Source organism: Agrobacterium sp. LAD9 (assembly GCF_003031125.1).
GTDB classification, from domain to species: domain Bacteria; phylum Pseudomonadota; class Alphaproteobacteria; order Rhizobiales; family Rhizobiaceae; genus Agrobacterium; species Agrobacterium radiobacter.
Genome location: NZ_PHGS01000002.1, coordinates 309,208 through 329,612 on the forward strand (window position 1 = coordinate 309,208; position 20,405 = coordinate 329,612).

The following is a 20,405-nucleotide window of genomic DNA, read 5'->3' on the forward strand; positions in this document are numbered from 1 at the left end:
GTGCGCAGGCGGGGCACGGCGCAAACGCCGGCAGGATTCGATGACATGGAAAAGCCGCCCGGAGGCGGCTCGTGGGTCAGGCTGCTTTGGTTGCGTTCTGCCATAGCCATTGCGCAACGATGGCAGGTGCATGCCGCTTTGCGTCTTCCTGGTGTCGAAAGATCCCCTCGTGGGTCAGTATCCATCTGAAGAAGGGTGTCTCTCCATCGGATGACTGGCTGTGCACGCCGATATGGATCCGGTGCTCGCCACTATGGTCACATTGGATTTCCACGCACGGGTTGACGGGATCGCTTTCGATGTAGCCGTAAGAGCCATAGATGTGGTCTTCCCATCTCAACAGTGTTGGTACCCACTCAATAATGCTCATGCCACCCTCCTTGTGCTTGGTGCCTATGGAGAATGGTGTGCGCTGCCGACGACTGGCGCAAACGCCGGCGGAAATGCCTTGCCGCAGAAGTTGTCTCTAAGTAGTGTTCGGCAACTACTTGAGGGGTCAGGGGGAATCAGATGACAGAGTCAGCAACGCAGCATGCAGATGCCGCGCGTAGCGCAGAAATGCTCGGCAAGCCGTTGTTCGCAATCTTGCTCGTTATCATCTACGGCATCTATCGGATTTACCAGGAGGGCGTGTGGCCATCGTGGCCGAACGGTACCATCCTGGTCGTCGGCGGGATCGTGTCGGCTGCCTGCATCGTCGCATATATGAAGAGCATCGAAGGCGGACCCGGGAGAAGTTGGGCGAAGGCGTTCTCCGGCTTCGGTGGTCTAATCCCGTACGCCTATTCGCTGTATGTCATCGGGTTCGTCGGGATCTGGTCGCTAGTCCAGCTCTTTACCGTAGGATTTTCATGGGGCGGTCTGATTGCAGGACTTTTCGGCGTCCTCAACGGCTACAGAATCCTGAAGACGTTCTATGATATCACGGAGCTTTCGGTCGCTGCCGTCAGCAAGGCGTGAGGCGGTCATGAGCTATCCGCCTCCAATTAACGCACTCGAGAAACGGTTGCTCGCTGCAATCGCTGCCGGCCATCCTGAGCGCCGCCTGGAAGTCTCTGTACGAGGCCAGCGTATGCGCGTTGCACCACTGACCTGGAACGAACTTGCCGTGGCGGTCGGGGTTGCCGAACGGGAACTCACCGATCCCATCGCGCATCTGGTAGCCGGCGAGGTCGTTGATAGTGCGCGCCAGCCTGCGGGTTTCTTCAAACGGCTGCGCGGAGAGGACGACACGACGTTCTTCTTCGCCACTGACAAAGGGCGGCGGCTGCTTCAGGCCGATGCTCCATCAGATGATGACGTGAACGCGGAGCGTCTGGAGAACGTCAGGAAGATCGCGCACCATCTTGGCTACGATCTGACGGCCTATGGCGCTGCGTTTTCGCTCATCAGCCTTGGCAGCGGATACAATGAGTTCGCGACCGCAACGCAGATCGCGCTGGTCACTCTGGCTACGGACATCCGGGAGGCGGGAACCGACATCACGAAGCTGATGGCCTTCATGCCCCATACGATGGCGATGATCGACATCATGAAGGAATGGAAGGACAAAGGCTCCCTGCCGCAGGCGATATTCGAGAACGATGGTCGTGCGATGGTGAAAGTGGCGACGGTGTCGTCAGAGCAGAACGAATGGATCGATAAGGTGCTCTCTGATCCAGTGGCCGCAGCCGAACGTGTCGCCAACTGCCGCTTGGATTATCTGCGATGAAAGTAAATCTATCCAAACATCAGCGTTACGCCGCACTGGCTGCCGCTGCCATCATTCTCGTCGTTCTCTACATGCAGATCGAAGACGAGGGATTCCGCGGATACGGGTGGGTGCTGGCGCTGGTCGCGGCCGCCGCACTTGTCATCATAGGCATCGGCCCCGTTGGCAGCGCCACGGCATCCGAAAAGCCTGTGTACGTGTCACCGACCAAAGAGGAACTCGAAGCCGGCCACCAGAAACTGCGCGAAAGTGCAGAGGTGCTTGCGATTGAGGTCGAAGAGCGCGCAAAGATCATCGAAAAGGATCTGGCGAAATCGCAGCCGCAAGGCATTCGGCTTGAGAATCCAGACGGAACCCCTTGGACCCTGCAGCCCGGCCTCGAATCCTTCATCCGGGAGCGGGCATTGCTGACATCGCTCGGCCTCGTGGGCATCCGCAAGACTGGTGACAGGGGCGTGTGGATCACCGGCATCGAGTACAAGACGACAGAGAAGAAGATCTTCGACGTGCTGGCGCGCGAGACGATATCCGGGATGACGGCCTCGGGACTGCCCATAGACAAAGACAAGCTGCTGCCTCAACTCCTCAGCGAACTGCAGGCTATCCGGAAGTGCATCGTGCAGGCGGCGGAGGCAAGGAAGCGCGGAGATTCCGACATCACCGCTCCGCTAGTCGCGTGGCTCGCTGCGCACGGCCTGAAAATTTCAAACGTAGCAATTATTGAGACCGCACTGCAGGAAGGTAACGCTTGATGACGTGGATAATCATAGCTGTCGTAGTCATCGTGGTTCTCTTCTTCCTTATGTCGGGAAAGAAGTCCGCTCCGTCCACGCCGGCGCTGCCGTCGGGAAAGCTCAGTGTCGAAGACAGCCGCCGAAAGCTTGAAGCAGAGTTTTCGCGGAACAAGCTACGGTTCCAGGCCATGCCTGATGACGAGGCACGTGCATTGATGGACGCACTGCGAGCCGACGCCAATATGCACTGGGAGCACGCCTTCAATACCGCATCTGCGGACGCCAAAGGTGCGCCGTTTGCCACGCAGCTAGCACTGTTCCGCACCGCGGCCGTGATCCTGACTGGCGAGCAGCAGCCTGACGAATCCTTTTTTGGCGGGCTGGATCTCGAAACAGTACCGTTCAAGGATCTTCCGCCGGAACAGGCAAAGGCGGCGTTCTTCGAATACTGCGTTGCCAAATTTGCGCCGCGCTACGCCGACTTGAGCATTCTGAATCCGGCACTGCTAAAGTTCGCCGACAAGATCTTTCAGGACAGCAAATTGCAATCTAATCCTGACGGATACGTCTACGAGATGATCTATCGTGAGACGTTGGACTGGCAGAAATTCCTTGCGGAGGCACTGAGCAATCGTGCAAAGGCGAATACGTAAAACTTTATGCAACCCGTTCCTATGATCTCAACTTGCATGACGTATGGTCGCCTTCGTCGAACAGGGAGGGGATGATGTCGTTCGGGAAGATCGTGATGCTATCGATGCTGGCTGCCTTTTCTGGCGGTGCCGGCTACAGCTATCTCACTGGCATGCAGCCGACACCCGCGGCGACTGCCGCGCAGCCCGTCGCTTTCAGGCCCTATTCTATGTGCTCCGGGTCCGTCCGAGTGCACTGCGTCGTTGATGGCGACACGATCTGGCACGAAGGCGTGAAGATCCGAGTTGCGGACATCGACACGCCCGAGGTTGGAGAGCCCAAATGCGCGTCGGAGGCAGCGCTAGGCGCGAAGGCCACTAAACGCATGCTGCAGCTCGTCAATGCGGGGCCTTTCCAGATGCAAGCATGGCCGGGGCGGGATGAAGACAAGTATGGGCGCAAGCTGCGTGTCCTGGTGCGCGATGACCGCAGCCTTGGAGACATTCTGGTGTCCGAAGGGCTGGCCCGGACATGGACTGGCAGGCGGCAGCCGTGGTGCTGAAATAATTGATTTCAAGGGGTGTGAGGCAGAATGAAATACGCAAAGGCCGAACGGGTGATGATGCGAAATCATCCGGAGATGAGCGAAAAGTGGATCCAGCAACTCATCGCGGAAGATCCGTCAATCCTCGGTCTCGGCGACCTTGTGCTGCGCGCGCAGGAACGAATCCATCCGAAGGCTGGCCGTCTCGATTTGCTCTTGCAGGACCCGGACACGAGCCGCCGTTACGAGGTCGAGTTACAGCTTGGGCCGACGGACGAGTCCCACATCATCCGCACCATCGAATACTGGGACATCGAGCGGAAGCGATACCCGCAGTATGAGCATTGCGCTGTCATCGTTGCCGAGGATATCACCAGCCGCTTTCTCAACGTCATCTCCTTATTCAACGGTACGATCCCGTTGATCGCGATCCAGGTCCAGGCGCTGAAGGTCGGCGGCGAGATGACGCTCGTCTTTACCAAGGTGATGGATGAGCTCGTCCGAGGTCTTGTCGATGAGGATGAAGACGCCGCTGCGGCACCAACTGATCGGAACTACTGGCTCACGATAAAGGGCAGCCAGGAGACCATGAAAATGGTCGATCAGATGGTGGAATTGGTGCAGGAGACCACGGGGCCGTATCAGCCGAAATACAACAAGTTCTATATAGGTCTGGCCTTGGATGGCATCGTCAGCAACTTCGTGACGTTCAGGCCGAAAAAGGCACATGTCGTTTTCGAGGTAAAACTGCCGCGTGTCGAGGAAACGGACCAGCTCATCGAGCAGGCTGGCATCGAGACACTCGAATATAATGGTCGCTGGGGCAACTATCGCCTGAGGCTCGTGAAGGGTGATGTCGACAAGAAGCGTGACACGCTGCGCACGCTGATCAAGATGGCATACGACTACAGAAACGCATGAGATGACCGATACCACACCAGCATGGGATTTCTCGAAATCCCGCCGAAACCAGAAGTACAAGCAGAGGGACGGCGTGGCTACCGGCGTGACCAGCCGTATCGCGAAGAGCGGAGACTGGGCGCATAGCTGCCTCGTGGGTGGCGAAAGGTTCACGCTGTTCTCGCCGGAAGAGTTCTGCCCTTTTTCCGACGGAGACAGAATATCGTTTGACTACGAGGAGAAGAAGCTCCGCCGCGGCAGTCGGATGCCATACAACGCCATGGTCCCCGATAGCCTTCGCCTGACCGTTCCCTCTGATCTCTCCGAGAAGGTCAAGGGACACGTCTATGTCCTATCGAACAAGTCGATGCCTGGAGTGCTGAAGATCGGTTTCACGAACGGGGATCCAGCCAAGCGCGCTGCCGAGCTGTCTGGCGTGACAGGGGTGCCGACCGCATTCCGTGTTGAGTGGTCGCTGCCAGTCCTTGGAAGCGCACGCGCCATCGAGCAGAGGATCCATGCGGTGCTCTCGAAGAAGAAGCACGGCAAGGAGTTCTTCAAGGTCACGATCGACGAAGCTCAGAGCGTCGCGCGACAGTGCTATCTCGAACTGTATCCTGAGGCGGCTGCGGAGCTGGAGGGATCGCTGACGGCGGCCGAGCTGGCTGCCGCCGAGCGGCGAAAGAAGATCGCCGACGAGCATGAGCGCCGAGAACGGGCAAAACGCGAAGAAGCGGAGCGCATTGCGTTCGAAAACTCGCCGGCGCAGATATGGAAACGGCATGGCACGTACGAGGTGCGGCTTAGGGAGTTCTCTGTTGAGCGACGCCCCGGGCGTCCGGGAATCTTTTCAAAGCTATTGGGGCATCAATTCCCTGACTGGATCCAGGTGCAGATCTACGGCGGGACGAATGCATCCGATCTGCCGTGGAAGCTCGATGTGCATGGTCTGGTTGGCGGCCGCCATGTCGGCAGAGCGCGGGCGAGCTTTCAACGGCTTGAAGATGCGTTGGAGACGGCAAAGCGGGAAGCGGACGCTTTCTGCAGAGGCAATCAAGAATGGACTGTCCGCTTCACGAATACACTGGTCGTCGAGCCAGTGCCGCACCCAGAGCAGGTGGATCGCTATACGGTAGTGAAGCTCTCCTCTTGGCCGCAGGTGGAGTTGCTACCGGAGTTCGGGGCGATCCCTGTTAGGTAGCTCGCTTACGCCTGACGGTCGACGATGGCGGCTTCATAGGACACCCGGATCCTGCCGCCATCGGTCCGATACCGCAACTGGATCGGAAGCTCGACCACGAACAACTCGTCTATATCGGCATCAGAAAGCCGTTCGAGCTTCTTCTCCGCAATGAAGTCGGCGACGAGGATTTCGACTTCCGTCAGCGCCTTCCTGACGGCATCACGTAGCGCGATCTGGTCTCTTGTGCGTGGTGTCTGCCCAGCGATCGTGATCGGGTTCGGAACGAAGTGAATGGCCGGCTGCGGCGAAGCAGGTTCGGCGACGACGCCGAGTTCAGGTGTGGATTTCGACTTGCGAGGAGCCATTAGACGTCTCCCCGCAGAAATACTACGTTGTCGGCCGCCAATCCGTTGATGCGATCGATCTGAGCATACAGCGCTCTGGCTTCCCGGCGATCCACGACTGGTGCAGGCGCATCGACCCGACGGACGTAATCCCAGGCGTCCTCATCCCAAACATGCAGATGGGGCGGATGGTCATCTTCGAGGAATTCCGCGAGCAGCGCGAAGCCCTCCCGGAGCTCGTGCAGGTGACTCTTCTCGATTGAGACATAGCCATCACGGACGCGGACGAGATCCTGACGCAGCTCGTTGGCAACGAGGCGGCGATAGAGCTGCCACATGACCCCATTGTCGTCCGGCAGCGCGAGAAGATCGCACTGCGTCGTCACCTGCTCGAACAGGTACCGCTGCCAGAGGTCGACCATCTTGCGGATATCGTGCTCGAGCCCGATCTGAAGCCAGTCGATCCTTGGCGCCGATTGAACGTTGGCGCGAATGGCCCAGGCGGGGAAGCGTTCGATGTTGATGGCTGCGTGCATGACAATCCTCCTTTGTCGTAGGAAGATTGTTTGTGCCGGCGGCGAAGGGATCAAGCTTCGTCGTCGTATCCTTCGAGCAGTAGCTTGAAGATGTCGTCCGGGATGCCTGAGGAGCGCTCGAATTTGTCTCCACCCGCGTTCAGGTTCAACGACTTTGCAGGGCCGAGCGGTAGCACTTTGCGCTCCGTCGTCGGCAGCAGCGCATCGCCCTTCTTTTTCCGGCGGATACGAAGCTTCTTGGGCTTGCGTCGGTCAGTCCGTCCGAAATCGGGTACAGGCTGCGGCGTGGGCGCATACGGCGATGCTGGCAGGGTTGCGCAATATTCATGATGGAGCCGAAGGGCTGCGCGAAGATCTGACTGCTCGCGGACGCTGAGGGCGTCGAAGCCGTCGCTCGCTTCCAGGGCCTGGATTTCCAACGCGATGTTGGCATACATCCTCCCTTCGAGCATGCGCCGCGCGGCGTTGACTCTCGTGCGGATATTGTAGACGGCCGCAGGCGACCGCTTCTTGCCTGTCTCGGGATCTGGCAGCAGCAGGAACGCGGTGAAGCCCTTGTCCAAGGTCGGGATCGAATGGCCGTGATGCCGATCGGAGATGCACTTGCCGAGTGCCTGTGCAAGTGTCACGGGCACTGCGTTTGCGATCATCAGCGCTACCGCCTTTTTTGACAGTCCTTCCCGCGCATATGCGAATTTCTTTCTGCGGAAGTCGTAGTCCGCCGCGAAGCCTTGGACTCTCGCCACCTGCGAAGGAGCGAGCAGCAATGCTTCGCGAGCTGGTATCGCGTCTTTCGGATGCGCTACATAAGACGGCCCCGGCCCTTCGTGCGTAGTGTGCGTGAGCGTGTAGCAGGTCTCATCTATGGAGAGCACGCCGCGTCCGCCTGGCACGTCTTTTTTTCCGCTCCACGGTCGCGCGAAGAAGTAGCCTCTGTCGAGCAGTTCCTTGTCTTCGGGGTACTCTCGCGGGTTCAGAATATCGCGCATGACGGTCGGCTTCTTCGAGCGGGCGGCGACGATGGCGGACTTCAAAAAGCCGTCGCGCTCATTGAGCCTGCCGATGCAGAAGAAGCGATTTCGCCGCTGAGGCACGCCGTGCAAGCTGGCGTCTTCGATGACCTCCGTTAAGCCATAGCCATGGCGTTTCCATAAGCCTCGGGCATATCGATACTCGGAGGACTTGGCCGCTTCAGGAACATTTTCGAACATGAACCACTGCGGTCGCAGCACGCAGATAATCTGCGCGAAGATCTGCGTCATCTCCGCGCGTTCACCCGGGATCCTTAAGCCCGCTTTCGAAAAATCCTGGCAGGGTGGGCCGCCCACGATGAGGTCAGGCTGCTCTTTCATCGCAAAACACGCTTCGGCGACATCCTTGAGATCAAGGCGGATCGCTTCCTTCCCTGCATGCACGAGAACGCTGTGAGGCTCTTCCTCGAGTTCGAAGGAGAGCATGTGGTCCATGCCGGCGGCCTCCAAACCCAGACCCATGCCGCCAGCGCCAGCGAATAGCTCTATGAATCCCATTCCCTGTCGCGGACCCGCCATCTCGTCACCTTTATTCTATGGATATCTCCATGGAATAATGTGGGACCGTTTCGAGCCCGTAAACACAGCCGGCGAGATCAGTCGCCGTTGAGCTTGCGCAGGGCGCGGGTGATTTCGGCCGAATACATCTTATTCAAATCGGCTGCGCGGATGTAGGATTCGATGGTGGCGTCCCATTTGAATGTCGGGTCATACTTTGCGGCTTCGGCGAAGCGCACCAGAAGCTTCAGCTTGCCCCCACGCTGCTGAGGTCTCTGCCAGTATCCGCGCGTGTTCCGGATGCGTCCGAAGAAGACGCCCGTGTCTGTGGACTTCGCGTTCGCTGCCCAGGTTGCGACTTCCACGGACTTCCCGGATGCGCGCAGCTTGTCACGGCGGGCCTTGAGCTTCAGTCGCTTGTCCTTCTCGCGCTTCGCCTTCTTGGAAATCCTGCCGAGGTAGTGCCTCTGGGCGTTGCCAAATCTGTTCTTCGATTCCGGCGCGCTATCGACGCGGACGTCGTATTTCGTCGCACCGGGATCACCAGCACGCCGCTCGCCGCCGCTGACGAGGTAGGTCATATACTTGGCCTGCTCGGGCAGGATCTCGACACTGTATTCGGGATCTGTTGTCGTCGCCTTCTTCACGACGAATCCTCGTTTCGTCCAGGAGTTCGGAGACCCCTCGATCGCCTTTTCGGCATATGACAGGAGGCTGCGGCGCGCGCCGAAGGCCAACCCGTTGAGGAATCCTGCTTGCGCCTGCGGCAGCACCTTCTTTTCGATCCTAGTCAGGCTGCGCTCGAATCCTTTGAGATCGAATTCGAAATCGAAGTCACCCTTCCTGGCCATGTCCTACCTCATGAAAAAAGAAGCCCCGGCGCGCGGGACAGGCGCAGCCAGGGGCCAAGTCGAAGGAAACCGACAGAAGAATTCCGCGGTACGATGATGATTGGTGCCGGCCGTCGTTGACGCAAGGGGATTCATGGCGCGCTTCTGACGGCAGCGCGACGGCTGCGGACGAGATCAGGCAGCGCGGTCGCGGCGGTGGTGAGCACCAGATACTCCTCAAGCATGACCTGCTGCATCAGGATTTCCGAGGCGAGTTCGTCGACGGATGACTGACACCCGGGATCGTTGACGGCGTCCGAGGCGAGGTCGGTGATGGAATCGTACGCACAGACGTATTGGGCCACCGCCGCGCGCAGGACCTGCGGCTCGACGGGGTCGCCGCCGAGGAATGCGTAGATGGCCTGTCGCGGGGTGAGGTCGGTCATGTCACGACAATTCGTTGATGCGCTGATCGAGGCGGGCGACTTGCGTGTCCACGTAGGTCTCAAGGGCGGTTAGGTCGTCTCGGAGGTCTTGAACGTCCTCCTCGAGTTTCTCAAGCCGCCCGATGATCGATGTCTCGCGGCTGGTGCCGATCGAGTCTGCGTCGGTGTGCCAGATCGCACGGCATAGAGACGTGGACTTCGTGCGGAAGGCGGTGACGAAGTCAGTGCTGCCTGCACTGAATACGTCTTCGACCAGCGGGCGAGCGCCAGTGGTAACGGTCTGTGTCCAGCGAACATCGTTTGCACGGAAGACGTGACCGTAAAATCCCGCGCCATCCAGGCAATTGATTGCCGCTTGAGTATCGAAACCATAAAGACCGACGTGCATCGATATGCCTTCGGCCTCATAGATAGATTGAGCGTTCCAAGGTTCGTCGTAGCCCGTAGTGTATGTGCCATCGAGGAGACCGAACCACAGTTTTCGGAGCTTTGGAGAGGGATCCTCACCGCCTTCGCCGCCGGAACTGCGGTTGTCCATAAGCCATTGCGCCTGGTCTTCGACATAGCTCAGACGTGGTGCAAGTGTGTGGATGTCGGCGTTCTTCTCGGCCATGATCACTCTCCCGGATTAACCCATCATCCAGCGAAGTGGCTGAAAGATTCAATCGCCGGCGAACCCGCAGGTCGGAATTGGATATCCGCAACTTGTCTCGTGTCAGAGCAAAGTGCCTTGCGCTAAGAGCGATGCTTGACGCCGATATCGAGCCGACATTCGAAGAATCTCGGCGAAGAGCTGCTCATCTCCGAGAGCCGCCGCGAGGCTGACTTTCGCAAGAGCATGGCCTTTGGTGGAGTCTGCCTTGTTAAATCCTCGTCCGTTCCGTTGCTTCGCATAGTCCGCATCTTCAGCGGCGACAGCGCCGAGGACGAGCAGGGCTTCGGCTGCTTGCCGGCTACGCGGATCCCGCTTCATAGGGACACGGAACTTGAGCCGTGGGGATGATGGTGTGCGCGTCACTATGTGCCTCCCGCTGAAACGCCGAAGAATCCGATTCTTTTTTAAGAAGTAATGGGGGGAAGACGAGGCTTTCGTTCACTCTGGAAACGAGCGGAAATCTTCGCCGTAGCTTCGTCCGCCGAACATCCGGAATCGACAAGAAGCTTGGTCGCATCTGTAACGATCCTATCGAGAAGATGACGTCGAGGATCGCTGTTGCCGATCTTCCCCGACTTCACCCGGGAAATAAGCCACCGCACCGCTCGGGCGGTAGAAGCGGCCACTGCGATGTCAACTTGGCTCGCCTCTGGGCGGCCGACGGCACGCAGCTTCGCCCGGTACTTTCGCTGACGCTCCTGCTGCCGCACTAGCCGCGGCTCGGTACTCCTGGTTCTCGGCATGGCCTCTCTCCGTCACTACGAGACCAAGATCGGCGTTGGACTTGCAAGCCACAAAACGCTCGGCACAACGCTCTTAATGAAACTGCGGAGCTGTTCGAGCGAAACGGTAGTGTAGCGCCCACGAGATCCGTCAGGATCAACTCCAAGGTCGTGCGCCCGCGCGCACCCGCGTACGCATACTCTTCTAGGATTGTGCCATTGTTGACAAAACAGACGAGCCTTTAGCCCCGCTGGACACGGCGAACGTCCACAATGTTTTAAACCCAAGAATCCCAAAACGACCCCCGCGCCCGACACGTCTTAAACCCAAGAATCCCGGTTTTCGCGTGGCTCTTGAACCCAAACGCCGATTCCGATGGGTCGAGAACGTCACTAACGGATGATAGTGGAGAAATTCTAATGACTTATGTTTTCGACCCAAATCAAGAAAACGTGGGTTCATAACGTCACTACGAGATATTCCCCTTCTGAACCCAAATCAGAAATTCTTGGGTCTAAGACCTTGCGTCACGCTCCGCCGGCGACAACCATAATTGTAGCGGAGGACGACAGATGAATTTTCACAGACGCAATTTTCGACCAGTGAACAGGGGCGACATCGTCAAGGCTCTCGACAAGCCGGCAGCACTTACGGTTGTTGCCCCGGAGACGCCGCGGCCCCTCGAGCTGCTCCTCGGCGTGACATACGACCGCGAGTCCACGCTAACGTCGGACGACGGCATGCTCCACGAGCTTCTGATGACGGTGGCATTGCATGCGGACGCTGAGTTGCAGGACGAGACTCATGCAGTCCCGATGCGCCACATTCTCCGATACCTCGGCTCTGAGGCGCGACGCGACGCCGTCAAGGACAGCCTGTCCCGTCTACTCCGGAACGCCGTCAGCTTTGGTGTGTATGAACAGGTTCCGCTCCTGGTGTCGTGGATCGAGCGCCGGGATGCCGAAGATATCGTCCACTTCGCGCTTCCAGCTCCGATCAAAACCGCGCTGACAGCGCAGACGGAATACGCCTACGTCGAGGTCGCGGCTCTGCCAGCAATGCGATCAAAGTTTGTCGCCCGGCTCTACAAGGCCCTCGTCGCCGAGCTGAAGGCCACCGGCCGCCGTTGGATCAAGGGCGGCGACAACACGGTGACCGTGACCGCATCCGTCGATCAGGTCGCAGACTGGGTCTGCTTCCCGCGCGAGAAGGATGGCCGTGTCCGCGGCGGCAAGCTGAAAGAGCGGGTCCTCGATATCGCGGTCGACCAGTTTAAGGATGTCCAAGCTTTCACCCTGTCGATCAACGCGGAGCCTGCCAAGACCCGCGGCAACCCGATCATCGAGGTGCAGTTCGTTCTGACCCTGAATCCTTCATCCCATCATCAGTCGCGGATCCTGTTCGATGCCGCCGGCATTCGCCAGTTCGGCGGTGTCGATGCTCCCGAGTTCCGCGTCCGTCAGGACATCTGGCTGAAAGCCTCTGGATACTTCGTTGCGGATTTCACGGATCTCTCGCACAGCGTCCTGTTCGGTCTCTGGACGGCCTGCCTACAGGAAATGCTGGATGAGCAGCCCCTGTCAGAAGGCTACGCTTCCCGCCGATATCGTGGGGATCGGCTGCGTCAGGAGATCGCCAAGCGTGGCGCCGACGCAGCCGCTTGGGCGTGGGCGATGGAGGAAGCCGACAATCCTGACCTCGTCCTGCGCTCGAAAGCCGAACGCAAGGAGATTGCCAACGTTGGGGAGACCGCGCGGCGCGAACGTGTGTGGGGCGACAATGCGAAGCCGGTAGTCGTGCAACAGCCAGTTGCCGAGATGGATTCGCCAGCGGCTCCCGAGACAATCAGCTTCGACGTCGCTTCCGAGATCTGGATCGACCTCGACGACACGCTCTCGATGAGGACGATCGACGACATGGTGCTCGAAGTCATCGATCGCTACCGCGGCTGGCAGGGTGACGGGACGAAAGTGATCAAGGTCCGTTGGTGGATCAAAGGCAATCTTGATTTCATGGAATTCAAGAAGCCCGCGACCGCAGCCGATATCGAAACAATCATGAACAGCATCGAAAAGTATGTTGATCGAGTGGAGTACGTAGCATGAGACGCAATGAGAGAGCCGTTCCGAAGACAATACAGCGTCCCGCCGACCTCAGCGAGATCCGCCCCAAGTTGCGCTTCCTCCTTTCCGACGAGGCCAGAGAGGAAGGGAAGATGATGGTCAGGAATTTCAGGTGCTACACTCTGAGCCGGCCGACCGACGATACGCGTTGCCAGTTCGAATCCATCGCGCGAGGTATTCGCGAAGGGCGTTGGCCGAACATCGCAGCCGCCGATGAAGTCATGGATGGTATCCTTGTGGCATCTGTGGAGAAGATCGCATCTGGCTTTCGTCAGCCCGAGTGGATGGTATGGCGCTCGTCATGGGCGAACGCTCTGGCTGACGGCTGGCCCAACCGCATGGAAGGCGCAGCCATCCGGATGATGACCCGCGACGAGCGTTTCATGCCGTCGATGATCGATGACGAGACGGCCATGCTGCCCAAGACGACTGTAGATGCTGTCTACGCTGGAGGCGGGTTCAACCCGCGCGGTCAGCGGGGGGCAACGTCCGCGACAGTTGCTGCTCCCCATAAGGAGCCGAGCTTCACCCCGGAACAGATTGAACGCAAAGCGGCGTGGGACGCGGCGGCCGAACTCAAGCGCTATTCGGGGATCGTCATCGAAGAGATCGAGCGAGTGACTACGGCGAAATTCTCGCTCGCTTGGAAAACTAGGGAAGAACTTCACACCGCGCTGCGCAAGCACTTCAAGGCTGCCGGCTACGATGAGGAGTTGGATCTGAGATGGCTTCGTCTCGGCGGATATTGATCACGGACATATCCATGATGTCGATCGCTTTCCATTAACCTCGCCGGCGCCTTCTTGCATCGGCGGGGCTCACAACGACTCCGGGTCCTGATATGACTCCGGAAATCGAGGGAAACGCCGACCATGACTGGACTGAAGATAGCCCGAATAGCCGCATGACCGCCTCGCGCGGAGTCGCTTTCGTTTGCCATCTTCTTGGAGTCCAGCATGTCCTTCGTCCGCAAGTTCTATATCGCCGACACTCACTTCAACCATGGTCGCATCCTCTCGATGCAGCCCCGCCCGTTCGAATCCATTGAGCAGCACGATGAGGCCATGATCGAGCGCTGGAACGCAGTCGTTTCCGACGATGACGTGGTCTATCACGTCGGAGACTTCGGCCTCGGGCTTAACAATCCAGAACGCATCCGTTCGATCTTCAGCCGTCTCTGCGGGCGCAAGTTCCTCGTCTATGGGAACCACGACGTCCGCCGCGACGGCGATCTACATCCGACCCTTGCCGGCCTCGAATGGTCTGCGCGTCCTGAGGCGATCATGTTCGTCAAGGACGAGGGGCAGCACATCGTCCTGTCGCACTACGCGCAGCGATGCTGGCAGGGGCGCGGCAAGGGATCCTGGCACTTCTTCGGACACGCGCATGGTCGGCTGCCGGCCGAAGGGCGATCTCGTGATGTCGGAGTGGACTTGCCCGATGTCGCCTTCACGCCGCGCACGTTCCGCGAACTCACGAAAGGAATGACCGATGTCTGAGGAAACTTGGTACCGCCGCCTCGTCGAGCACTTCGGATCCGCCGTCCCCGCCGCCGCGCACCTCCAGCTTCGCGCCGACCTCCAACCGATCGTCGATGACCTCTTCGCGGAGCTGGCCGACTTCCACCATGCCTGCCGCGTTTTCAGCATCGTCGAACGTGCCGATGGCCTCGTCGTCGTGGACGCGCGCGTTTCCGACGACATCACGCCCGCTGACAAGAAGGTCGTCTACCGAATCCTCGAAGAAGTACAGGAGCGCCTCAATGAGCTGTGACCGCCTTCCGCTCGGATGGTTCGATCTCGTGACCGACTTGCGCCTGGTGCTGATGAAGCATTTCCCGAACATTGCCGTCACCGAGATGACGTCCGACCGCGGGTGGCTGCACGTCCGTCTCGCCGACGGCGACCTCGATCCCGCCGAACGCCTCCGTCTGGATCGTCTGGTGCAAGGTTTTGTCACGCGGTCGCTGACGACCTGCATGTCGTGCGGATCCAACCACGGCCGCGACCGCGGGGCGCGCAAGGAGATCACGTGCGATGAATGCGAAATGGAGAACGCCGATGCCGGTGCATGATTTCCCCCGGATCAAGCTCGACGATCTTCTCGCGGATTTCCCGGGTGTTTTCGATACGGCGAAATACGTGGACGTCGGTATCGGCTGGCTCGGCCTCGTCCGCGATTTCGTCGTCGAGGCACTACCGCACGATCCATCCCCGACCGTTCACGAGCTGAAAGAGAAATTCGGCACGCTGCGTATCTGGTCCGACACCGAAGTCACCGCTGCGCGTCTGGCCAAGGCGAAGGCTGAAATCAAATCGTCGTCGACGTGTGAAGTCTGCGGCTCCCCCGGGTTCCTGCGAAGACCGCCGCCGGGCAAATACGCGTGGTGGCGCACTCTCTGCGATGAGCACGCCAGCGAAGACCAACGCTCTTGGGGAACCCGGCAGCAGGGGCCGATGCACGGCTACATGCAGGTCCGCGACGACTGGTACCGATACGATGAAATCACGGATGCAATGGTGCCGAGCGAGCCGCCAGCTCGATGGAGATGACGATGAAGACGTGGAAAGATCTGAAAGCGGAATATCCGCGGCTCTTGCGGCCGGGATTCCTCTTTGAGTGTCATGAGGGCTGGGCGTCGATCCTAGACGACTATTTCGCCGTCGTTGACAGAGAGATGCCGGAAGGCGGTGTCTACGAGCTCCGGCAGGTCAAGGAAAAATGGGGCACGCTACGCATTTACGATGGATCTTATGGCGAAACGCTGTCATCGGTCAAAGCCGTCACTGATGCCCATCGGCTGGCGGAAGCACGGTCTCTGCACACGTGCGAACTTTGCGGGAAGCGTGGACGGTACCGCGACCGTCGCGGTTACATGACTGTGACGTGCGACGACCACGCGTGGCAGAACGGAGCGATGGCGATCCCGGAAGAGCCTGAACCGCGGGACTATCGACAGACCGCCGACGGCTGGATCGTCTACGACCCGGATGTCGATGCATTTGTACCCACGGAGCCGCCGGAATGGGCATGACAGCACCAGCACTTCGACGTCGCCGCAACAGCCTTGGCGTACCCCGCCGTGTCTCCATCGTATCGATGGATCGCGAGAGCCTGCTCTGCGAAGCAATCCTGCGCGATCCGGACATCGAGCGCGCGCTGTCCATCGACTGGACCGACGATGACGAGACCTGCCGCCGCGTCGGCTGGCACCTCGTTCGGTATACGGGAACGCTCTTCCATCTCGGCCGCCGACTGCTGGAACTCACCTCTCCAGGCGGCGCTCTCCTGCCGCCGAGGGAATTCCGCATGTGCCGCGAATCGGAGCCGTCGGACGAGGAGATGTTCGCGGCGCCCATGCTGCAGCCTTGGAGCTTGACCCTGTTCCAGACCGGATCCTCGCCGGCATTCTGGCAACTCGGCGGGACCGTTTATCATCCAGAGCATGACTGCGTCCGTGTGTGGACCCGGCTGCTGTATTTGCACCGGGAGAAATCGATGGCGCGGACGGACGAGGGATGGGTGAGGCTCGGGAAAAGGATGAGCGCATGATTACAGACGAACGGAAGGCATGGCTCCGCGGTGCTTATCTGGATCGCATCACGGAAGTTGCGCAGACCTATGCTGCCGACCACACGCATTTCGTTGACGCGGAGTGGGACGCCTACATCGCCGACGAGTTCGCATATTTGACGGAGCTGTCTGCGGAAGACCATGGATGTCTCCGCGAGCTGGCAGGATACGAGGCGTGGCAGAGGATCCGAACCGCGCTCGCCGAAGCGAGCGGAACGGCACTCGCACGGCTCAGACACGACAACGCCGATGCGATCTCGACCGACGCCAACTTCGCCGTCGGCATGGGATGGCTCGGACTGCTCCAGCACGCTGCCGAGCGAGTTCGTTCGTATCCGGAGGTGTGGCGCGCTCAAGTTGTGGGTGCGAAGGAGAAGTTCGGCTGCCTTGTCGTGCACATTGCCTGCGACTACGACCAGCGCGGCTGCCGATCCGAAGTCGAACGGCTCCGCGAAGAGGTGCGGCTGCGCAGCTTGTCGATGTGCGAGATCTGTGGAGAGCCGGGTCGGCTGCGGCTGTCGGGGTTCGCCAAGACCGTGTGCGACAAGCATGCGCCCGTCATGGGGGAGTTCCGCGAAGACGATGGTCGCTGGGCGGATCCGTGGTCTTGGAACAACGACGCCGACAGCATCGAGAACTTGCTCGCGACAGGTCGCGCAGTGATGTCAGGTTATGGGGCGGAGACTGTGGAGTTGCTGAAGAACATGGATCCGGTGCGACCGCGGCCCAAACACCACACTACGGATCATGATCCAGACGATTGATGTTGAAAATAACCGACCTAAAGGTGGACAATGTCGAATATTTCCGTCGCACATGGCTGGCAGCACATCCTCGACGCAGCCATTGAAGAGGCCAAGGCGCTGCCGGAAGAGTGGTGCTTCGAGATCGTATCGGCAGAGCGCGCCGACGGTGCTCTGAAGCTGTCGGCGACGTACGTTAGCGGCGATGTCCCGCTCGACGATCATCTGCCTCCGGAGCGCAAGCTCCCGCATCCGTGGCGCTCTGAGATGCGGATCCGGGAGGAGGCTCGTGCGAAGTCGTTGGTCACATGCGAATGTTGCGGTCGTGAAGGGAGGCTTATCGATGCCGGCGAGAGTGCGCGCGTGCGCTGCGTGCGGCACAAGTATATTGTCGATGTCGTGGAGTGGTCCGGGAATCCGGTCGGGTTTCTGTTCGACAGCGCGGAGGAGGCCATGGCGCATTTCTTGGCGGATTATGGTGCCGGTCTCGACATGATGCAGGAGCTGCAAGCTGGTTGCGATGAGGACGATGCCGACGAGACATCGGTGAAACACTAAAACTGACACCCAGTGCCCGACGAGTTTGGATCATCGGGCACTGGCATAGGGCGGTGATTACTCGGCGGCTTCGAGAAGGGCTGATTTCTCTGCCTTCTGGCGTTCGTATTCGTCGAGAACGACGTCCGTCCAGATCTTCATCGCTTCCTTCTTCAGCTTGATGTACTGACTGCCGCCGTAGGCCATTTTGGTGATCCGGGCGGTGCGAAGGCGTTGGAAGTCTTCGCGTTCGCGTTCGGATGCCGTCACGGCAAGAGCTTCCTTTTCATGAATGTCGTGTGCCAGGATCACGGTCGCGCCGCCGGGCAAACCATGCTCGTCGAGAACGGCCGTGATCGTCCTGCGAAGATCGTGAAGGCTCCACCAATCGATTCCGACCTCGGCCAGCAGGTCGCGCCGAGCTTCCTTTGCCTTCGGCACTTTCTTGCCCTTGAGGTCTCCGCGTGGCTTGTGCGCTTTATCGCGACCAGCTAGGCGGTACAGGATTCTGTAAACGCCGGATGCCGTCGCATGCACCCCTTCCACTTTCTCGGAAGGAAAGGCCCAGTCGTGACCCTCCGTGTTCGCGTGCTTGCCTTGCTTGATGAGTGCGTTGACATGCGACCATGCACGGTCTGGGATGGGCAGGACGTGTGCCATCCCCGCTTTCATAATGTCCTCAGCCCACACAGCGAGCAGGAACTCGTTCGACTCCGGATCCGTGACCACGTCATGAGCTAGCAACGACATCCCTGCCGTCGCACGCTGGCATGTCAGGACTAGCCACCAAAGGCCTGCCAGAGTGCCTGGATTCACGCCCGATTTGTCTACCGCACGGCCGGGCAACCGCTTGCCGAGGTATTCCTCAGCGATGATCATCGTCTTCACGATTGCCTCAACGTCGGGCCGTCGGCTGCGCGGTTTGATTTCGTAGGGAGCATTCAAGAACATCCACCACGAATCCACTTTCTCGAGGCCGCTTTGCCCTGCGTGATTGCGAGCGCAGTAGGTGAAGACAGCACGAGTATAGGTGATGACTTTAGTCGCGGGAGATGCGCCAACATTCTTTTTCACCCAGTCACGGACGGACTCGATGTCGCCGCGCGTGACGAGAACTGCTGGCTTGTCCAGAATCTTCTGGAAGCACTCCCGCCCAAAAGTTCCGCGGTAATCTTTCACAGTGTTGTCGGTGATCCGGTTCTTTGCGTCAGAGGCCGTCTTTCCGGCGATTGTCTGCTCGACGCACTCGCGTAGCGTCCATGTGTCAGCGGTCTTGTGGACGGCCTGCAGCGCGGCACTCTTGCTCTGTCCGGACCAGTGCGCATCGAGGAATGGCCTCGCCTTCGCCGGATCGTCCTTGAGGATCCCCATGACTGTCGCCGCAAGGTCGCGGACGGTCTTTGGTGCCGTGATCGTGCGGTCACCTACTGGGTGGACGTATCCGATCGTCACGGAGTTGTCGCCCCAGCGCACGATCCAGGACGCCTTCTTAGCCTGAACCATCAAGCGCAGGCCTGTGAACTTCTCGTCGGTGAAAATGAAGGGCTTGCGGTCAGGTGTCTCTCCAGCCTCCGCCATCTTCTTCGCGCGCCCGATCTCCTTGTCCGTGATCACCAGCTTCTCAGTCGCCATACCGCCTACACCTTACTCTATACCGTCACCCAAAATCTATACCGCTCCTATACCGCTTCCAAATTGGTTGACAAGGGCAGGTGACAACTAGCCTGATCCAGCTCGGTGAAACACGCAAGAGGCGCGTAATTGTTGACAACGATATGATTTTGCTGTGTTTTGATGCGGTGAGCTGTCGTAAATTCGATGCGTGTCAACAAACTTGGAAATGGGCTATGAGACAGACATTAGGATTGAAAATCCGCGTGTCGGTGGTTCAAATCCGCCTCCGGGCACCATTTCTCTCAAATCAATTATCTAGTGAATTGGTTATGTGGTGGCTTGCCCATTCACAAGGCGGGGCCCTCCGGTCATCGGCTCTCCCTATCATATGCTTTTGACGGTTCCGATGTAGCCATCTGCCGAGCTTGTTTATTTCAAGTCGATGGAGGGCGCTCGCAAATGAATCATGTCGGTGCATCCACTTTGCCGCCAGGCGTCATGTATTTCGACGCTTTCGTCTCCCCCGAAGAGGAAGCCACCCTCGCAGCCATATTGGATAACGGTGCTTGGAGCACTGAGTTGAAGCGCCGTGTGCAGCATTTCGGTTATCGCTACGACTATAAAGCGCGCACTGTTACCCCAGATGCCTATCTCGGGCCATTGCCACAGTGGCTCGGTATCTTCGCTGAGCGATTGGTTACGGAAGGATATTGCCGAAATTTGCCGGACCAGGTGATTGCGAACGAGTATCTTCCGGGCCAGGGCATCGGCGCACACATCGACTGTGCTCCCTGCTTTGACGATACGATCGTGTCGATAAGCCTTCTATCCGCATGTGAGATGGTTTTCCGCGATGTGCGCGGACCAGCCGCGTGCGGTGTTTTGCTTCAACCTCGCTCCGGCGTCTTGCTGAGAGATTCCGGCCGCTACGGCTGGACTCATGAAATTCCGGCTCGCAAATCGGATATCGTGAATGGAGTTAGGACAGACCGAAGCAGAAGAATTTCCCTCACTTTTCGCAAGGTCATCGCTCCGAAATGGTCTTGA

Annotated in this window: 26 protein-coding genes; 18 read left to right on the forward strand and 8 right to left on the reverse strand. The window is 59.0% G+C overall.

Annotation, left to right across the window (positions count from 1 at the left end; all coding sequences use genetic code 11):
• Positions 1–76 precede the first annotated feature (76 nt).
• On the reverse strand, positions 77–370 hold the full coding sequence (locus DA915_RS02310; protein ID WP_107675041.1) for a hypothetical protein: 294 nt from the start codon (positions 368–370) through the stop codon (positions 77–79).
• Positions 371–510: 140 nt separating this feature from the next.
• Here DA915_RS02310 and DA915_RS02315 point away from each other — a divergent pair, with 140 nt between their 5' ends.
• From DA915_RS02315 to DA915_RS02345, 7 genes are all read left to right on the forward strand, one after another.
• On the forward strand, positions 511–960 hold the full coding sequence (locus DA915_RS02315) for a hypothetical protein (RefSeq protein ID WP_153064512.1): 450 nt from the start codon (positions 511–513) through the stop codon (positions 958–960).
• 7 nt (positions 961–967) lie between these two features.
• Positions 968–1,711, forward strand: coding sequence for a hypothetical protein (locus tag DA915_RS02320; RefSeq protein ID WP_153064513.1), 744 nt, complete (start codon positions 968–970; stop codon positions 1,709–1,711).
• A 71-nt stretch (positions 1,712–1,782) separates the two neighbouring features.
• Positions 1,783–2,463, forward strand: a complete 681-nt coding sequence (locus DA915_RS02325) for a hypothetical protein (protein ID WP_153064514.1) — start codon at positions 1,783–1,785, stop codon at positions 2,461–2,463.
• Positions 2,463–3,098, forward strand: a complete 636-nt coding sequence (locus tag DA915_RS02330) for a hypothetical protein (protein ID WP_107675045.1) — start codon at positions 2,463–2,465, stop codon at positions 3,096–3,098. The genes DA915_RS02325 and DA915_RS02330 overlap by 1 nt, the downstream gene beginning before the upstream one ends.
• A gap of 74 nt (positions 3,099–3,172) precedes the next feature.
• Positions 3,173–3,640, forward strand: a complete 468-nt coding sequence (locus DA915_RS02335; protein WP_107675046.1) for a thermonuclease family protein — start codon at positions 3,173–3,175, stop codon at positions 3,638–3,640.
• 30 nt (positions 3,641–3,670) lie between these two features.
• On the forward strand, positions 3,671–4,543 hold the full coding sequence (locus tag DA915_RS02340; RefSeq protein WP_107675047.1) for a hypothetical protein: 873 nt from the start codon (positions 3,671–3,673) through the stop codon (positions 4,541–4,543).
• A 1-nt stretch (position 4,544) separates the two neighbouring features.
• Positions 4,545–5,723: a GIY-YIG nuclease family protein gene (locus DA915_RS02345; RefSeq protein ID WP_107675048.1), complete on the forward strand. Its 1,179-nt coding sequence runs from the start codon at positions 4,545–4,547 to the stop codon at positions 5,721–5,723.
• Between the two features lie 5 nt (positions 5,724–5,728).
• On the opposite strand, the gene DA915_RS02350 is transcribed toward DA915_RS02345, so the two are convergent.
• The 6 genes from DA915_RS02350 to DA915_RS02375 form a co-directional block, all read right to left on the reverse strand.
• A complete protein-coding gene (locus DA915_RS02350) occupies positions 5,729–6,070 on the reverse strand; it encodes a hypothetical protein (RefSeq protein ID WP_107675049.1) in 342 nt (113 codons plus the stop codon).
• The gene (locus tag DA915_RS02355) at positions 6,070–6,585 is read right to left on the reverse strand and encodes a hypothetical protein (RefSeq protein WP_107675050.1); all 516 of its coding nucleotides are present in this window, start codon (positions 6,583–6,585) and stop codon (positions 6,070–6,072) included. The genes DA915_RS02350 and DA915_RS02355 overlap by 1 nt, the downstream gene beginning before the upstream one ends.
• A gap of 50 nt (positions 6,586–6,635) precedes the next feature.
• Positions 6,636–8,135, reverse strand: coding sequence for a DNA cytosine methyltransferase (locus tag DA915_RS02360; protein WP_107675051.1), 1,500 nt, complete (start codon positions 8,133–8,135; stop codon positions 6,636–6,638).
• A gap of 77 nt (positions 8,136–8,212) precedes the next feature.
• The gene (locus DA915_RS02365) at positions 8,213–8,965 is read right to left on the reverse strand and encodes a hypothetical protein (RefSeq protein ID WP_107675052.1); all 753 of its coding nucleotides are present in this window, start codon (positions 8,963–8,965) and stop codon (positions 8,213–8,215) included.
• A gap of 131 nt (positions 8,966–9,096) precedes the next feature.
• Complete coding sequence (locus DA915_RS02370) at positions 9,097–9,390, reverse strand: hypothetical protein (RefSeq protein WP_107675053.1); 294 nt, start codon at positions 9,388–9,390, stop codon at positions 9,097–9,099.
• A gap of 1 nt (position 9,391) precedes the next feature.
• Entirely contained in the window at positions 9,392–10,003 is a 612-nt protein-coding gene (locus DA915_RS02375; RefSeq protein WP_107675054.1) for a hypothetical protein, read from the reverse strand.
• A gap of 1,337 nt (positions 10,004–11,340) precedes the next feature.
• Here DA915_RS02375 and DA915_RS02390 point away from each other — a divergent pair.
• The 10 genes from DA915_RS02390 (at position 11,341) to DA915_RS02435 (ending at position 17,765) form a co-directional block, all read left to right on the forward strand.
• Positions 11,341–12,873 carry a RepB family plasmid replication initiator protein gene (locus DA915_RS02390; RefSeq protein ID WP_107675057.1) on the forward strand — a complete coding sequence of 511 codons (1,533 nt, stop codon included), beginning with the start codon at positions 11,341–11,343 and terminating at the stop codon, positions 12,871–12,873.
• Complete coding sequence (locus DA915_RS02395; protein ID WP_107675058.1) at positions 12,870–13,640, forward strand: hypothetical protein; 771 nt, start codon at positions 12,870–12,872, stop codon at positions 13,638–13,640. The genes DA915_RS02390 and DA915_RS02395 overlap by 4 nt, the downstream gene beginning before the upstream one ends.
• A gap of 207 nt (positions 13,641–13,847) precedes the next feature.
• Complete coding sequence (locus DA915_RS02400; RefSeq protein WP_107675059.1) at positions 13,848–14,390, forward strand: hypothetical protein; 543 nt, start codon at positions 13,848–13,850, stop codon at positions 14,388–14,390.
• Complete coding sequence (locus DA915_RS02405) at positions 14,383–14,664, forward strand: hypothetical protein (RefSeq protein WP_107675060.1); 282 nt, start codon at positions 14,383–14,385, stop codon at positions 14,662–14,664. The genes DA915_RS02400 and DA915_RS02405 overlap by 8 nt, the downstream gene beginning before the upstream one ends.
• A complete protein-coding gene (locus tag DA915_RS02410) occupies positions 14,654–14,965 on the forward strand; it encodes a hypothetical protein (RefSeq protein ID WP_107675061.1) in 312 nt (103 codons plus the stop codon). Before DA915_RS02405 ends, DA915_RS02410 begins: the two co-directional genes overlap by 11 nt.
• On the forward strand, positions 14,952–15,443 hold the full coding sequence (locus DA915_RS02415; RefSeq protein WP_107675062.1) for a hypothetical protein: 492 nt from the start codon (positions 14,952–14,954) through the stop codon (positions 15,441–15,443). Before DA915_RS02410 ends, DA915_RS02415 begins: the two co-directional genes overlap by 14 nt.
• Before the next feature lie 2 nt (positions 15,444–15,445).
• On the forward strand, positions 15,446–15,925 hold the full coding sequence (locus DA915_RS02420) for a hypothetical protein (RefSeq protein WP_107675063.1): 480 nt from the start codon (positions 15,446–15,448) through the stop codon (positions 15,923–15,925).
• The gene (locus DA915_RS02425) at positions 15,922–16,443 is read left to right on the forward strand and encodes a hypothetical protein (protein WP_153064515.1); all 522 of its coding nucleotides are present in this window, start codon (positions 15,922–15,924) and stop codon (positions 16,441–16,443) included. Before DA915_RS02420 ends, DA915_RS02425 begins: the two co-directional genes overlap by 4 nt.
• The gene (locus DA915_RS02430) at positions 16,440–17,228 is read left to right on the forward strand and encodes a hypothetical protein (RefSeq protein WP_107675065.1); all 789 of its coding nucleotides are present in this window, start codon (positions 16,440–16,442) and stop codon (positions 17,226–17,228) included. Before DA915_RS02425 ends, DA915_RS02430 begins: the two co-directional genes overlap by 4 nt.
• 30 nt (positions 17,229–17,258) lie before the next feature.
• The gene (locus DA915_RS02435; RefSeq protein WP_107675066.1) at positions 17,259–17,765 is read left to right on the forward strand and encodes a hypothetical protein; all 507 of its coding nucleotides are present in this window, start codon (positions 17,259–17,261) and stop codon (positions 17,763–17,765) included.
• A gap of 57 nt (positions 17,766–17,822) precedes the next feature.
• Here the strand turns inward: DA915_RS02435 and DA915_RS02440 are convergent, their stop codons facing one another.
• Positions 17,823–19,376: a hypothetical protein gene (locus tag DA915_RS02440; RefSeq protein ID WP_107675067.1), complete on the reverse strand. Its 1,554-nt coding sequence runs from the start codon at positions 19,374–19,376 to the stop codon at positions 17,823–17,825.
• 441 nt (positions 19,377–19,817) lie between these two features.
• Here DA915_RS02440 and DA915_RS02445 point away from each other — a divergent pair, with 441 nt between their 5' ends.
• Positions 19,818–20,405 carry an alpha-ketoglutarate-dependent dioxygenase AlkB gene (locus DA915_RS02445; protein WP_107675068.1) on the forward strand — a complete coding sequence of 196 codons (588 nt, stop codon included), beginning with the start codon at positions 19,818–19,820 and terminating at the stop codon, positions 20,403–20,405.

Bases quoted from the DNA above. Each gene is read 5' to 3' on its own strand.
- DA915_RS02310 (WP_107675041.1), bottom strand. From the start codon at position 370: ATGAGCATTATTGAGTGGGTACCAACACTGTTGAGATGGGAAGACCAC.
- DA915_RS02315 (WP_153064512.1), top strand. From the start codon at position 511: ATGACAGAGTCAGCAACGCAGCATGCAGATGCCGCGCGTAGCGCAGAA.
- DA915_RS02320 (WP_153064513.1), top strand. From the start codon at position 968: ATGAGCTATCCGCCTCCAATTAACGCACTCGAGAAACGGTTGCTCGCT.
- DA915_RS02325 (WP_153064514.1), top strand. From the start codon at position 1,783: ATGCAGATCGAAGACGAGGGATTCCGCGGATACGGGTGGGTGCTGGCG.
- DA915_RS02330 (WP_107675045.1), top strand. From the start codon at position 2,463: ATGACGTGGATAATCATAGCTGTCGTAGTCATCGTGGTTCTCTTCTTC.
- DA915_RS02335 (WP_107675046.1), top strand. From the start codon at position 3,173: ATGTCGTTCGGGAAGATCGTGATGCTATCGATGCTGGCTGCCTTTTCT.
- DA915_RS02340 (WP_107675047.1), top strand. From the start codon at position 3,671: ATGAAATACGCAAAGGCCGAACGGGTGATGATGCGAAATCATCCGGAG.
- DA915_RS02345 (WP_107675048.1), top strand. From the start codon at position 4,545: ATGACCGATACCACACCAGCATGGGATTTCTCGAAATCCCGCCGAAAC.
- DA915_RS02350 (WP_107675049.1), bottom strand. From the start codon at position 6,070: ATGGCTCCTCGCAAGTCGAAATCCACACCTGAACTCGGCGTCGTCGCC.
- DA915_RS02355 (WP_107675050.1), bottom strand. From the start codon at position 6,585: ATGCACGCAGCCATCAACATCGAACGCTTCCCCGCCTGGGCCATTCGC.
- DA915_RS02360 (WP_107675051.1), bottom strand. From the start codon at position 8,135: ATGGCGGGTCCGCGACAGGGAATGGGATTCATAGAGCTATTCGCTGGC.
- DA915_RS02365 (WP_107675052.1), bottom strand. From the start codon at position 8,965: ATGGCCAGGAAGGGTGACTTCGATTTCGAATTCGATCTCAAAGGATTC.
- DA915_RS02370 (WP_107675053.1), bottom strand. From the start codon at position 9,390: ATGACCGACCTCACCCCGCGACAGGCCATCTACGCATTCCTCGGCGGC.
- DA915_RS02375 (WP_107675054.1), bottom strand. From the start codon at position 10,003: ATGGCCGAGAAGAACGCCGACATCCACACACTTGCACCACGTCTGAGC.
- DA915_RS02390 (WP_107675057.1), top strand. From the start codon at position 11,341: ATGAATTTTCACAGACGCAATTTTCGACCAGTGAACAGGGGCGACATC.
- DA915_RS02395 (WP_107675058.1), top strand. From the start codon at position 12,870: ATGAGACGCAATGAGAGAGCCGTTCCGAAGACAATACAGCGTCCCGCC.
- DA915_RS02400 (WP_107675059.1), top strand. From the start codon at position 13,848: ATGTCCTTCGTCCGCAAGTTCTATATCGCCGACACTCACTTCAACCAT.
- DA915_RS02405 (WP_107675060.1), top strand. From the start codon at position 14,383: ATGTCTGAGGAAACTTGGTACCGCCGCCTCGTCGAGCACTTCGGATCC.
- DA915_RS02410 (WP_107675061.1), top strand. From the start codon at position 14,654: ATGAGCTGTGACCGCCTTCCGCTCGGATGGTTCGATCTCGTGACCGAC.
- DA915_RS02415 (WP_107675062.1), top strand. From the start codon at position 14,952: ATGCCGGTGCATGATTTCCCCCGGATCAAGCTCGACGATCTTCTCGCG.
- DA915_RS02420 (WP_107675063.1), top strand. From the start codon at position 15,446: ATGAAGACGTGGAAAGATCTGAAAGCGGAATATCCGCGGCTCTTGCGG.
- DA915_RS02425 (WP_153064515.1), top strand. From the start codon at position 15,922: ATGACAGCACCAGCACTTCGACGTCGCCGCAACAGCCTTGGCGTACCC.
- DA915_RS02430 (WP_107675065.1), top strand. From the start codon at position 16,440: ATGATTACAGACGAACGGAAGGCATGGCTCCGCGGTGCTTATCTGGAT.
- DA915_RS02435 (WP_107675066.1), top strand. From the start codon at position 17,259: ATGTCGAATATTTCCGTCGCACATGGCTGGCAGCACATCCTCGACGCA.
- DA915_RS02440 (WP_107675067.1), bottom strand. From the start codon at position 19,376: ATGGCGACTGAGAAGCTGGTGATCACGGACAAGGAGATCGGGCGCGCG.
- DA915_RS02445 (WP_107675068.1), top strand. From the start codon at position 19,818: ATGAATCATGTCGGTGCATCCACTTTGCCGCCAGGCGTCATGTATTTC.